Here is a 13,524-nt window from a genome sequence, read left to right as displayed (position 1 = left end):
AAAGTTTCAATGTTCTAAAATAAAAAAGTCGCCTCTGAAACTGTCCGGCGGCCAGGATGCCCCTTGAGGAAGAGCGGATGGCTTGGCGTGCTCATTGTCACATTAAGGCGAGGCGACGCGCTCATGCGCCGATGAACATCAGCCAAGGATCGCCGGCAGCCTAAAAAAACCCGGCGTCTTCGCCGGGTTTTGCATTTCCTGCAGAATTGAAAAAGCCGCTCAGACCAACCGGCTTTGCTCCACCGCCGCTTCGATGAAGCTGGCGAACAGCGGGTGCGGCTCAAGCGGACGGGACTTCAGTTCCGGGTGGTACTGGACGCCAATGAACCACGGGTGGTCGGGGTATTCGACGGTTTCCGGCAACAAGCCGTCCGGAGACATGCCGGAGAAAATGAGGCCGCAAGATTCCAGCCGGTCCTTATAGTCGACATTGACCTCGTAGCGGTGACGGTGACGCTCGGAGATCTCGGTCGAGCCGTAGATCTCTGCAATCTTGGTGCCTTTCTTCAGCGAGGCCTTGTAGGCGCCGAGACGCATGGTGCCACCGAGGTCGCCGGAGGCGGCGCGCTTTTCCAGCGCATTGCCCTTCATCCATTCGGTCATCAAACCGACCACCGGTTCATCGGTCTTGCCGAATTCGGTAGAGGAGGCTTTATCGATGCCGGCGAGATGGCGGGCTGCTTCCACCACAGCCATCTGCATGCCGAAGCAGATGCCGAAATAGGGAACCTTGTGTTCGCGGGCGAACTGGGCGGCGTGGATCTTGCCTTCCGAACCGCGCTCGCCAAAGCCGCCGGGCACAAGAATGCCGTTGACCTTCTCGAGATAAGGCGCCGGGTCTTCCTTTTCGAAGACCTCCGACTCGATCCACTCGAGCTTGACCTTGACGCGATTGGCGATGCCGCCGTGATAGAGCGCCTCGATCAGCGACTTGTAGGCGTCCTTCAGGCCTGTGTACTTGCCGACGATGGCAATGGTCACCTCGCCCTCCGGCGTACGGATGCGGTTGCAGACCTCTTCCCACTGGTCGAGACGGGGCTTTGGCGCCGGCTCGATGCCGAAGGCGGCCAGAACCTCATTGTCGAGGCCTTCCTTGTGATAGGCCATCGGCACGTCATAGATATTGGCGACGTCGAGCGCCTGGATGACGGCCGAAGCGCGCACATTGCAGAACAGCGACAGCTTGCGGCGTTCGGCTTCCGGGATTTCGCGGTCGGCGCGTACCAGCAAGATGTCGGGATGAATGCCAAGCGCTTGCAGTTCCTTGACCGAATGCTGTGTCGGCTTGGTCTTCAACTCGCCGGCCGCCGGAATATAGGGCATCAGGGTCAGGTGGACATAGACCGCGGTGCCGCGCGGCAGGTCATTGCCGAGCTGGCGGATCGCCTCCATGAACGGCATCGCTTCGATGTCGCCGACCGTGCCGCCGATCTCGCAGATCACGAAGTCATAGTCTTCGTTGCCTTCGACGACGAAATCCTTGATCTCGTTGGTGACATGGGGAATGACCTGAACAGTTGCGCCGAGATAGTCGCCGCGCCGCTCCTTGTCGATGATGTTCTTGTAAATCCGACCAGTGGTGATGTTGTCGGTTTTGGTGGCCGAACGCCCCGTAAAGCGTTCGTAATGACCGAGGTCGAGGTCCGTCTCGGCGCCGTCATCGGTGACGAAGACTTCCCCATGCTGGGTCGGACTCATCGTGCCGGGATCGACATTGAGATAGGGGTCCAGCTTACGCAGACGAACGCGGTAACCCCGCGCCTGCAGCAAAGCTCCGAGTGCCGCGGCCGCAATTCCTTTACCAAGAGAGGAAACCACGCCGCCAGTGATGAATACATATCGCGCCATGGGCTTCACCGGATACCGTTTCGAATTCGATTCCGCCAGCCCAAAATGGGTTTCTTCCCACTTTTTTGTCAAGCGAGGCGGAATATGCACAAAAGAAAACCGGCGGACCCGAGAGCCCGCCGGAGCGATGAGAAGTCAAGCGATCAGTTGCCGGTGGGTACGGCGTTCGGATCAGCCTTGGGGGCTGCAGGCGCCGGTGCGGTTGCACCGTTTTCAGCCGGAGCCGTCGTAGTCGCCGGAGCCGCCCCCGGGAGCTGGTCGAGCACATTGCCCGTCGGCGCGGCCGTACCGGCCGGAATACGATCGAGAATATCGGTCGGCTTGGCCTCGTAGCGGGCCAGAAGACCCAAACCGAGCGAAGTGATGAAGAATAGCGTCGCCAAGATCGCCGTGGTGCGGGTCAGCGCATTGGCCGTGCCGCGCGCCGACATGAAGCCGGAGCCGCCGCCGACACCGAGACCGCCGCCTTCGGAACGCTGGATCAGCACGACGCCGACAAGCGCCAGCACGATCATGAGATGAATGACAATCAATACGGTCTGCATGAATTTTCCACCTGCCCGCGACGGGCACTATCAATCGGTTGGGCGCTCTTTACATGAGAGGCCACGGCAAAGAAAGCCCTTATGGGCCGCGCCCACCGCCTTTTCAGACGGAAAGGTCCTCGTAGACGCGGTATATGGCAAGGAAATCCGCAGCTTTCAAGCTCGCTCCGCCGATCAGCGCGCCATCGACATTGGCGACGCCCATCAGTTCCCTTGCGTTCGACGGCTTGACCGAGCCACCATATAGGATGCGCATCTTGGCGCCCGCATCACCGAAGCGCTTGACCAGTTCGGCGCGCATGAAGGCATGTGCCTCCGCAACATCGGCGGTGGTCGGGGTCAGCCCCGTGCCGATCGCCCAGACCGGCTCGTAGGCGATCACGGTGTTTTCGGCGGTCGCCGCATCCGGCACCGAGCCGGAAAGCTGGCGCTTAAGGATATCGAGTGTCTGGCCGGTCTTGCGCTCATCCGCCGTCTCGCCAATGCAGATGATGGCGGTCAATTCACTGGCATAGGCGGCTTCCGCCTTGGCGCGCACCAGATGGTCGGTCTCGGCATGGTCGGTGCGGCGCTCGGAATGACCGACGATCACATAGGTACCGAAGCAGTCAGCGATCATTTCCGCCGAGATGTCGCCGGTATGGGCGCCCGAAGCGTTCTGGTGGCAATCCTGTGCGCCAATCGCAAGCGGGCTGTCGTCGCAGAGCGCGGTCGCGACATAGAGCAACGTGGCCGGCGGGCAGATCAGCGTCTCGACCTTTTCCGAAAGCGGGCCCTTGACGCCCTCGGCCATGGCCTTGATCTGGTCGAGCGAGGCGCGCGTGCCGTTCATCTTCCAATTACCCGCGACAAGCGGACGGACATTCGGTGTCGTCATGATCAAAACCCACCCCATCAACGTTTCGCCGGGCCTAGCAAATCGACGGGGGGAAGGAAAGCACATGACGGAGAAAATGCCGCAAAATCGGGCGTCATGGTGAAAATCAGGCGCGTTTCTGCGCTTTGAATTAGCAACGGCTGAGAGGACTACCGCACTATCGACGCTGTACCAGTATCCAGTTGAGGACGGCGCGCCAGTCGCTCATCCGTACCGGCGTGCCGTGCGAGCCCGTCTCGTAAAGGGTGAAACGGGTCGGATAGCCTGCCTTGTGCAGCCGGTCGTAGAGGGCAATCTGATCGGTCGCGGCATAGACACTGTCGCGGCTGCCATGGGTGAAAAAGATCGGCAGCTTCGCCTTGTAGGCGGCGCTCTTGTTAAAATCCGGATCCGTCGCCCCGCCGAGGATGGCCATGCCGGCGAGATCGGCGACGACGCCCGCGTCGCGGGTTATGCCCCAACAGATGAAACTACCCATCGAAGCGCAGGAAAGCACGACCGGACGGCCAGGCGACTGGGCTGCGGCATACCCGATCAGGCCGGCAATCGCCTGGACGCCCGCGACATCAAAGGAGCGAACGGAAGGGGCATAATAGACGCCGCCATTTTGCACGGCGAGGTTCTTCAGGCGATTGAAATTGCCGCCGAAGGAAAAGTCGTTGACGCCGAGGCGCCGGTCGCCGCCGCGCCCGTGGATAAAGATTACCGTAAAGGCCGCCCCGCTGGCGGGACCGACCCGCGCCACATCCAGATTGCCGGCGGCGAACTGAAGCGTCTCGTTGACCTGCTGGCGTTTGACACCGAGATCGACATATTTCGATTTCACCCGTCGCTCGGGGATCTGATCGCGCCCGTTGATGTCGCGCATTTCCTGGTAGTCGACCACCTGAAAATCGCCCCCGTCACGGGTTTCGAGCAACGGCTGGTCGGAAAACAGTGCGTCCTTGAACGGCTGGAGCGCCTCGGCTCGCACCAGGCCACCGCAAAAGAGCCCCGACAGGCAAAGCAAGAGCGCCGCCGCGCGGAAATGAGCTGTGGACATCTGCATAGAAGCGGGCACTCCTTTTCGAGTCAGGCCTTGCCTTCGCCGACGCTGACACGCAAAGCTTGGCGAAATTACGCGACAGCCTGCCGGCAAAGTCGCGCCTGCCCCGCCTTTCTGGCAATATCACGCTGATTCGCAAGAGCGACCAAGGCGTGAGGCAGCCTGCGCCCCCTCCGGCTCTGCCGACAAAGCCGACGCAACGGACAGATTATTGAACGACACCATGGACGACAACGATCTTTTCGCCGCCCTGCCGCTTGCACCCAAGCCGATGGACGCCCCCTCCTCGCCTGCGGCCGCTCCGAAGGCCGAGACGCCGCGCGCCGCGCCATCCGCTTCGCCGACCGCGTCAGTGATGGCCAGCGACAGTGAATATGGCGCCTCATCGATCCGTGTGCTCGAAGGGCTGGAGCCGGTGCGCATGCGCCCCGGCATGTATATCGGTGGCACCGATGAAAAGGCTCTGCATCACCTGTTTGCCGAAGTCATCGACAATTCGATGGACGAAGCGGTTGCCGGCCACGCCAATTTCATTGACGTGCATCTGGATGTCGAAGGCTTCCTTACCGTTACCGACAACGGCCGCGGCATCCCGGTCGAACTGCACCCGCAGGTGCCGGGCAAGTCGACACTCGAAGTGATCATGACCAAGCTGCATGCCGGCGGCAAATTCGATGGCAAGGCCTACGAGACTTCCGGCGGTCTGCACGGCGTCGGCGTTTCGGTGGTCAACGCGCTGTCCGACCTGCTCGAAGTCGAGGTGGCGCGCAATCGCAAGCTCTATCGCCAGCGTTTTTCGCGCGGCGTGCCGATCGGCGGCCTGGAGGAACTGGGTGAAGTGCACAATCGTCGCGGCACGCGCGTACGCTTCCACCCCGACCCGCAGATCTTTGGCGACCATGCGAAATTCGATCCGGGTCGGATCTTCCGCATGGCCCGCTCGAAGGCCTACCTGTTCGGCGGCGTCGAGATCCGCTGGTCGTGCGATCCGGGCATGGTGCCGGAAGGCGGCGACATCCCGGAAAAGGCTGTCTTCCATTTCCCCGGCGGCCTGAAGGACTATCTGGCCGCCACGCTCGGCAAGGATTTCACCGTCACCCGCGAAATTTTCGCCGGCAAGACCGAAAAGACCGGCGGCCACGGCGCGATGGAATGGGCGATCACCTGGTACGGCGGCGATCCGCTGGTGCATTCCTACTGCAACACCATCCCGACCGCCGAAGGCGGCACACACGAGGCCGGCCTGCGCATCGCGCTGACCAAGGGCCTGAAGAACTATGCCGAACTGACCCAGAACAAGCGCGCCAAGGAAATTACCACCGACGACGTGATGATCTCGGCCGTCGGCATGCTGTCGGTGTTCATCCGCGAGCCGGAATTCGTCGGCCAGACCAAGGACAAGCTCGCCACCGTCGAGGCCCAGCGCCTGGTGGAGAACGCGCTGCGCGATCCGTTCGATCACTATCTCGCCGACAATCCCAACGAGGCGGCCAAGCTGCTCGACTGGGTAATCGAGCGCGCCGAGGAACGCCTGCGGCGGCGCAAGGAAAAGGAAGTCAACCGCAAGACGGCCGTGCGCAAGCTGCGGTTGCCCGGCAAGCTGGCGGACTGCTCGCAGAACACCGCCGAAGGCGCCGAACTGTTCATCGTCGAAGGCGATTCGGCCGGCGGCTCGGCCAAGCAGGCCCGTAATCGCACCAATCAGGCCATCCTGCCTCTGCGCGGCAAGATCCTCAACGTCGGCAGCGCGAGCCGCGAAAAGCTGATGGCCAACCAGCAGATCGCCGACCTCATCCAGGCGCTCGGCTGCGGCACACGGTCGAAATACCGCGACGAGGATCTGCGCTACGAGCGCATCGTCGTCATGACCGATGCCGACGTCGATGGCGCCCATATCGCATCTCTGTTGATCACCTTCTTCTATCAGGAAATGCCGGAACTGATTCGTGGCAACCACCTCTATCTGGCGGTGCCGCCACTCTACGTTATCCGCCAGGGTGCCAAGACGGTCTACGCCCGCGACGACGCCCACCGCGCCGAATTGATGGAAACCGTGTTCAAGGGCAAGAAGGTCGAGGTCGGACGCTTCAAAGGCCTTGGCGAGATGATGCCGGCGCAGTTGAAGGAAACCACCATGGATCCGGCCAAGCGCACGCTGCTCAAGGTCGAGATCGACGAGGTGGATTTCGAAGGCACGCGCGATGCCGTGGATGCGCTGATGGGCACCAAACCCGAAGCCCGCTTCCGCTTCATCCAGGAACGCGCGGCGTTTGCCGACAATCTCGACATCTGAGGCGTTGCCCGAGGAACGACACAACGGAGCATGGCAGGATTGTCTTCACAACCGCTGGGGGGTTGCGATTGTGTCGTCCGGAACGCGGCCTTGACGGCCGATCTGTAAAGAGACGGCTTTTTCTGGTGCATTGTCTTTTTAGCTCTCTGCCGCGGTTTCCATCGCGGAAAGAATCCATTACCGCTCGAATCTGTTTTTCAGGATTTATTTAAAGCGGGCACTTGATGATCAAAGTTTATTTTTATGCCGTTGCTTCGTCGGTGCTTGCGCTTTTTGCTGGCTTTCATTGGTTTTCTAGCCCGGCCACAGAGGTTCGGCTTTCGCGGCGTGGTGGTTATGGCCGGTCTTCTGGCCGCCATGCCACCAGTGTTCGCCGCCTCGGCCAGCCATAACGTTTCGCTCACGGCGGGAACGCCGGTGTCCAGTTCCATTACACATGATGTCAGACCAAACAGTAGTTGTAATGCTGCCGACTTGAACGGGGCGCCCACGATTACGTCAGGCTCCGTGCCCGGCCTGTCTTTATCGGCGGACACGTCCGGCTCTTCATTCGAAGCTTATTTGCGGTACGTCGGCACCCCGACGACACCGGGAACTTATACGGTGACTATGAATGTCCCCTGGGTTGACGTGATTTGTTCCTTATCAACCGGAGCGGATGTCGTGACCGTCACATTCACGGTCGCCTCCCAACCTACCCCGACCGCCGCGGACGTCTCTGCCACCGTCGCAGCCAATTCGACCAGCAATGCCATCACGCTGTCGCTCGGCGGCGGCACTGCCAACACCGTTGCGGTGGAGACCAATGCAGCGCATGGCACGGCGACCGCCAGCGGCACCGCGATCACCTATACGCCGACATCCGGCTATTCCGGTTCCGACAGCTTCAAATATACCGCCACTAACGACGGCGGCACATCGTCAGCCGCAACCGTCACGATCACGGTCAGCGCGCCGACGCTCACCATCAGTCCAACCACCCTGTCGGACGGAACGGTCGGAACCGCCTATAGCGCCTCGCTCAGCAGCGCCAACGGCACCGCACCTTATAGCTATGTCGTCACCGCCGGCGCCCTGCCCACCAGCCTGTCGCTGTCGTCCGCGGGCGCGATCTCGGGCACGCCGACCGCCGCCGGCACGTTTTCCTTCACCGTAACCGCCACCGATGTCCATGGTGCAACCGGAACGCAGGCCTATTCCATCGCCGTGGCCGAACAGGCCCCGACAGCCTCGAACGTCTCGGCCACCGTCGCAGCCAATTCCTCCAGCAACGCCATAACCCTGTCGCTCGGCGGCGGTGCCGCGACCAGTGTCGCGGTGGCCACCAATGCAGCGAATGGCACGGCGACCGCTAGCGGCACCGCGATCACCTATACGCCGACATCCGGCTATTCCGGCACGGACAGCTTCACCTATACCGCGACAAATGCCACCGGCACATCGTCAGCCGCGACCGTCACGATCACGGTCAGCGCGCCGACGCTGTCGCTCAGCCCCACGTCGCTGCCGTCGGCCACGGTCGGATCCGCCTATAGCGCCAGCCTGTCAGCCAGCCTCGGCACGGCGCCCTACAGCTATACCATAACCGCCGGCGCCCTGCCCGCCGGTTTGTCGCTATCCACATTGTCGGGGGCGATCTCGGGAACACCGTCCGCCACCGGCACGACTTCCTTCACCGTGACGGCGACCGACGACCTTGGCGCCACCGGATCGCGGGCCTATACGATCGCCGTGGCCGAAGCTGCCCCGACCGCCGCGAACGTCTCGGCCACCGTCGCGGCCAATTCCTCCAGCAACGCCATACCCCTGTCGCTCGGCGGCGGTGCCGCGACCAGTGTCGCGCTTGCATCCGCGCCCTCGCATGGCACGGCGGCGGCCAGCGGGACCGCGATCACCTATACGCCGACAGCTGGCTTTTTCGGTTCCGACAGCTTCACCTATACCGCGACAAATGCCACTGGCACATCGTCAGCCGCGACCGTCACGATCACGGTCAACGCGCCGACGCTGTCGCTCAGCCCCACGTCGCTGCCGTCGGCCACGGTCGGATCCGCCTATAGCGCCAGCCTGTCGGCAAGTCTGGGAACCGCGCCCTACAGCTATGCCGTCACCGCCGGCGCCCTGCCCGCCGGTTTGTCGCTGTCGTCTGCCGGCGTCCTGTCCGGCACGCCGACAGCCGATGGCAGCTTCTCCTTCACCGTGACCGCGACCGACGACCTTGGCGCGACCGGATCGCGCGCCTATACGATCGCCGTGGCCGAACAGGCCCCGACGACTGCGAACGTCTCGGCCACCGTCGCGGCCAATTCCTCCGGCGATGCCATAACCCTGTCGCTCGGCGGCGGTGCCGCGACCAGTGTCGCGGTTGCATCCACGCCTTCGCATGGCACGGCGGCGGCCAGCGGCACGACGATCACCTATACGCCGACATCCGGTTATTCCGGCACGGACAGTTTCACCTATACCGCGACAAATGCCACCGGCACATCGTCAGCCGCGACCGTCACGATCACGGTCAGCGCGCCGACGCTGTCGCTCAGCCCCACGTCGCTGCCGTCGGCCACGGTCGGCGCCGCCTATAGCGCCAGCCTGTCGGTAAGTCTGGGAACCGCGCCCTACAGCTATGCCATAACCGCCGGCGCCCTTCCCGCAGGATTGTCGCTGAACACAGCGTCGGGGGCGATCTCGGGCACACCGTCCGCCACCGGCACGACTTCCTTCACCGTGACCGCGACCGACGCCAATGGCGCCACCGGATCGCAGGCCTATTCGATTGTCGCCACAGATCTGGCCCCGACCGCCTCGGCCGTTTCGGCCACCGTCGCGGCCAATTCCTCCAGCAACGCCATAACCCTGTCGCTCGGCGGCGGTGTGGCAACGAGTGTATCGACCGCTTCCGCGCCTGCGCACGGCACGGCGACCGCCAGCGGCACGTCGATCACCTATACATCGACATCCGGTTATTCCGGTACCGATAGCTTCACCTATACCGCCACCAACGCCATCGGCACATCGGCCCCGGCGACGGTTTTGATCACGGTCAGCGCCCCGACGCTCTCCATCTCGCCGTCCGGCTCTTTGAGCGCCAATGTCGGAAACGTCTTCTCGCAGGCCTTCACCGCCAGCAACGGAACCGCGCCCTACAGCTTCGCCATGTCTGGAACCCTGCCGAATGGCCTTACCTTCGATGCGTCGTCCGCGACGCTTTCCGGTACGCCGACGGAGAACGGCTCCTACCCGCTCACGCTCAGCGCAACCGACGCTCTCGGCGTCTCATCCAGCACGGCCCTCAGCCTCACCGTCCACGGCGGCGGCATAACGGCCCCATCGATCAATGCGTCCGCGACCCCCGGCCTCACCAGCTTAATCGACCTGACCACCGGCGCCAGCGGCGGCCCCTTCACCGGCGCCACGCTCGTTTCACTGTCGCCCCCAAGCTCCGGCACGGCCTATATCGTCCTCGAAGACACCGCAGCCTCGACGGCTAGCGCAGCCTTCGCCGCCGCCTATTCGTCGGGCCGATACAAACTGCGCTTCACGGCGAACCCAACCTTTTCCGGCACCGCCATAGCCACCTACACACTGACCAGCGCAAGCGGCACTTCGGCGCCCGCGACGGTAACGCTGACAGTCAGCGCCCGGCCGCTGCTCAACAACGACGCCGATCTCGTCGGCCTCGTTGAGGCGCAGGCGCGGGCCGCCGCTCGCCTCGCGGACGTACAGATCGACACAGTGCAGGATCACCTGCGTTCCTTGCGCGGCAAGGCGTGCCTGGAAAACAACCTGCAAATGAATGCCGGCGACGGCCACGGCGGAACCGCGCCCGTCAGCGCCAATGCCGGCTGCTCGCCCATCGCGGGCGGTAGCCTCGCCTTCTGGACCGCTGGCTCGATCATGCTCGGTGACGACGCCTCCAACACCGGCGCAAGCGGCTCGGACTACACGACTGTCAACGTCACCGCCGGCCTCGACTACCGCGTGAGTGACCATTTCATCGCTGGCCTCGGTCTCGGCTTCGCCAATGACAAGGATGATATCGGTTCGAACGGCACCACGAGCCGCAACAGGGCGGCCAGCCTGACCACCTATGGTCTCTATACGCTGGGCGGCGGCTTCTACCTCGACGGTCTCGCCGGCGCCGGCCTGCTCGACTTCAAATCACTGCGGATCACCGCCAATGCGGCTGAAGCCGAGGCGGACCGCAACGGCCATCAGTTCTTCGCAGCCTTTGGCGGCGGCTATGACTGGACTGCCGACGGCTGGACGCTCTCACCCCACGGCCGCATCAGCGCGTCCCGTTCCGTGCTCGACTCCGTCACGGAAACCGGCGCAGGCTGGGAGAACGCGTCGCTCGCGCGGCAGACCATCGAAACGCTGACGGCGACGCTCGGGTTCGACATCTCCTATGCCATCATGCTCGACAACGCAGTGCTGAAGCCTGAGTTTACGCTCGACTTCTCCCACAGCCTGTTCGACAGCGGCGACACCAGCGCAACCTATGCCGACAGCAGTTGGCCCATCGACTACGTCATCCCGGGCATGACCGACCGCAAAAACAATGTTGTCCTCGGCCTTGGCCTCACCCTGATCGGCATGGAGAACGCCTCACTCTCCTCGCGCTACCGCGCCGCCTTCAACGGCGACGGGCTCTTGAACCAGACGTTTCACCTTGACCTGAGCGGCCGTTTCTAGAACGGCCGCTCACCGGACCGGTCGGGCGGGTTCAAGGGCAAAAAGGTCGAGGTCGACGAGGTGGATTTCGAAGGCACGCGCGATGCCGTCGATGCGCTGATGGGCACCAAGCCCGAGGCGCGGTTCCGCTTCATCCAGGACCGCGCGGCCTTCGCGGACAATCTGGATATTTGGTCGTCGGCCGACAGCCACCGGACTCTGCAACCGGCCAGGGATCGCCCCAATGAGCACTGGCTATCCATGAACCCGGACGGCCAATCATCGCGGCATGGAACCCAACAAGGCGGTTCGCTTCTGCCTTGCAAGCCAATCCCGATAGACTGGACTCGATCTTCGACCTGCGCGCTTGCGCACCCGCCGAGAATGCCCCATATGCTTGGGTACCAGACAAACCGGATCCGGGAATCGACGTGAGCAAGGCTGAAGAACCCAAGCTGCAACGAAGCCTCCGATGGCTCGGGCCTACGTCACCGAGTAGGTCGGCGCTCATCACTCCGATTTCCGCCGCCCGCTGGCTGCTGGTACTGATCGTCATCGCGGCGATCTACTTCTTCCATGGCTTCGTTGTGCCGGTGCTCGCCGCCCTCGTCATAGCCTTTGCCAGTTGGCCGCTCTATCGCAGGCTACTGGATCTGATCGGCGGCAATCGAACACTTGGCGCGACACTCGCGTTGCTCGCCATCCTCGCTTTCCTCATCATCCCGATCGGTATCGCCATCACCTATACGGTCGATGAGCTTCGCCAATGGATCGGCTGGGCGATCGAGGTCAACCGGGTGGGCGCGCCGCCGCCGGACTGGATCATCCGCCTTCCCGGCGTCGGTACATGGATGTCGGAAAAATGGCGCGAGCATATCGGCTCTCCTGGCGCGATTGGCGAGTTGATCCAGATCGTCAGCGGCGCCAATATAGGCAATATCTACCGGGCACTGATCGCGGCTAGCAATGGCGTGTTCCATCTGGCACTGACGCTGCTCTTCATGCTGATCGCCCTGTTCTTCGTCTACCGCGACGGTACGAACTTCTCCCGCCAGATCGACCTTCTGGGTGAGCGCATTCTGCCGAACCGCTGGGAGCGCATATCGCGCGTCGTGCCTGCCACGATCAGTTCCACAGTCACCGGCATGACTCTGATCGCCATCGGCGAGGGAATTGTGCTTGGCACCGCCTACTGGCTGGCCGGGGTTCCGTCACCCGTGACGCTTGGCGTGCTGACTGGGGTCTTGGCCCTTGTCCCCGGCGGGGCTCCGCTCTCCTTCACGCTGGTCTCGGTCTACCTGGTCGCCAGCGGCGCCTATATTCCGGGCACGGCCCTGTTCATCTGGGGTACGATGGAACTCTTCATCGTCGACAAGACCATCCGGCCCCGCCTCGTCGGCGGTCCGATCAAGCTCCCCTTCCTACCAACCTTTTTTGGTCTGGTCGGAGGCGTGAAGACAATGGGATTTCTCGGACTTTTCATCGGTCCGGTGTTGATGGCCCTGATCGTCTCGATCTGGCGTGAATGGATGCGCGAAGTGGCATTGGCCGACCCGGCGGAAACCGGCGCCGCCGGTCTTGCCAACGAGGCTGGTGCAACCGCAGCGGTTGAGACCCCGGCGGTAACCGTTGCACTGGATCGCGCGCGCCCACGCAACTGATGGCCGCAGCGCTCGTTGCCGTAGCGCTATCCGTCTTGCTTTGGCTGCAATCCTCTGTTTGAACTTGTCTCACCTGCCTAGCCGGGTGCCCCACCATAAAGACCGGACAAGCCCATGCAGACCGCCTTAATCGTCATGACCATCCTCGGCTGCGACGACAACGTGACCGAATGCCACTACGTTTCCACCGCGCAGGAGCACTTCGTGTCGGTCGAGCTATGCGATGCCGCATCGGAAAGAGTTTTGGCGGGCTTCACGGGCGTGAGCTATCCCATGCTGGTCGCCGTATGCCAGCCCCCGGAGAGCCAAACGGCGGAGATTCCGGCTCCACCCGCCGGCACGGCAAACCCCACGACCGACAACGCCGCGTCCACAGAAGCGCCGTCGCTGCCGGGCCCGGCAGCCACATTGCCGGAAGAGGAGCGCCAGTCGCTCGCCGCGCGCGCCGTTAGCAAGATCCGCAGGGTAATCCCCAACACAGCGGACATCCGCATGGTGTTCGAGACGCCGTTGCACGTCGTCGCCAGCAGCTACTCCTGGGTTGCAAAGAAGATTTCACCGTAAAGAATGGCCCACCACCAAGG

Annotated in this window: 10 protein-coding genes; 5 read left to right on the top strand and 5 right to left on the bottom strand. The window is 62.9% G+C overall.

Annotation, left to right across the window (positions count from 1 at the left end):
* Window positions 1-219: 219 nt before the first annotated feature.
* The 4 genes from pyrG to RNA01_RS00875 form a co-directional block, all read right to left on the bottom strand.
* Entirely contained in the window at window positions 220-1,857 is a 1,638-nt protein-coding gene (gene pyrG / locus RNA01_RS00890; RefSeq protein ID WP_170253315.1) for a CTP synthase, read from the bottom strand.
* A 134-nt stretch (window positions 1,858-1,991) separates the two neighbouring features.
* Window positions 1,992-2,393, bottom strand: a complete 402-nt coding sequence (secG, locus tag RNA01_RS00885) for a preprotein translocase subunit SecG (RefSeq protein ID WP_147177983.1) — start codon at window positions 2,391-2,393, stop codon at window positions 1,992-1,994.
* Window positions 2,394-2,496: 103 nt separating this feature from the next.
* A complete protein-coding gene (gene tpiA, locus RNA01_RS00880; protein WP_147177981.1) occupies window positions 2,497-3,270 on the bottom strand; it encodes a triose-phosphate isomerase in 774 nt (257 codons plus the stop codon).
* A 157-nt stretch (window positions 3,271-3,427) separates the two neighbouring features.
* Entirely contained in the window at window positions 3,428-4,318 is an 891-nt protein-coding gene (locus RNA01_RS00875) for an alpha/beta hydrolase (RefSeq protein ID WP_147177979.1), read from the bottom strand.
* Between the two features lie 220 nt (window positions 4,319-4,538).
* On the opposite strand from RNA01_RS00875, the gene parE reads away from it, so the two are divergent.
* Window positions 4,539-6,608: a DNA topoisomerase IV subunit B gene (gene parE / locus RNA01_RS00870; RefSeq protein WP_147178246.1), complete on the top strand. Its 2,070-nt coding sequence runs from the start codon at window positions 4,539-4,541 to the stop codon at window positions 6,606-6,608.
* A gap of 197 nt (window positions 6,609-6,805) precedes the next feature.
* Here parE and RNA01_RS23870 read toward each other — a convergent pair whose 3' ends face one another.
* Window positions 6,806-7,144, bottom strand: coding sequence for a hypothetical protein (locus RNA01_RS23870; protein WP_210245720.1), 339 nt, complete (start codon window positions 7,142-7,144; stop codon window positions 6,806-6,808).
* A 127-nt stretch (window positions 7,145-7,271) separates the two neighbouring features.
* Between RNA01_RS23870 and RNA01_RS23865 the strand changes: the two genes are divergently transcribed.
* From RNA01_RS23865 to RNA01_RS00840, 4 genes are all read left to right on the top strand, one after another.
* Complete coding sequence (locus tag RNA01_RS23865) at window positions 7,272-11,300, top strand: putative Ig domain-containing protein (RefSeq protein WP_210245719.1); 4,029 nt, start codon at window positions 7,272-7,274, stop codon at window positions 11,298-11,300.
* Window positions 11,301-11,360: 60 nt separating this feature from the next.
* Complete coding sequence (locus RNA01_RS00850; protein WP_147177977.1) at window positions 11,361-11,714, top strand: hypothetical protein; 354 nt, start codon at window positions 11,361-11,363, stop codon at window positions 11,712-11,714.
* Window positions 11,711-12,940 (top strand): AI-2E family transporter, encoded by a 1,230-nt coding sequence (locus RNA01_RS00845; protein ID WP_147177975.1) that lies wholly within the window; start codon window positions 11,711-11,713, stop codon window positions 12,938-12,940. The genes RNA01_RS00850 and RNA01_RS00845 overlap by 4 nt, the downstream gene beginning before the upstream one ends.
* Window positions 12,941-13,054: 114 nt before the next feature.
* Window positions 13,055-13,504: a hypothetical protein gene (locus RNA01_RS00840; protein ID WP_147177974.1), complete on the top strand. Its 450-nt coding sequence runs from the start codon at window positions 13,055-13,057 to the stop codon at window positions 13,502-13,504.
* Window positions 13,505-13,524: the final 20 nt, after the last annotated feature.

Origin of the sequence: Paenirhizobium naphthalenivorans (genome assembly GCF_007992095.1) — a bacterium.
GTDB classification, from domain to species: domain Bacteria; phylum Pseudomonadota; class Alphaproteobacteria; order Rhizobiales; family Rhizobiaceae; genus Allorhizobium; species Allorhizobium naphthalenivorans.
This window is presented reverse-complemented; position numbering and strand designations above follow the sequence as displayed.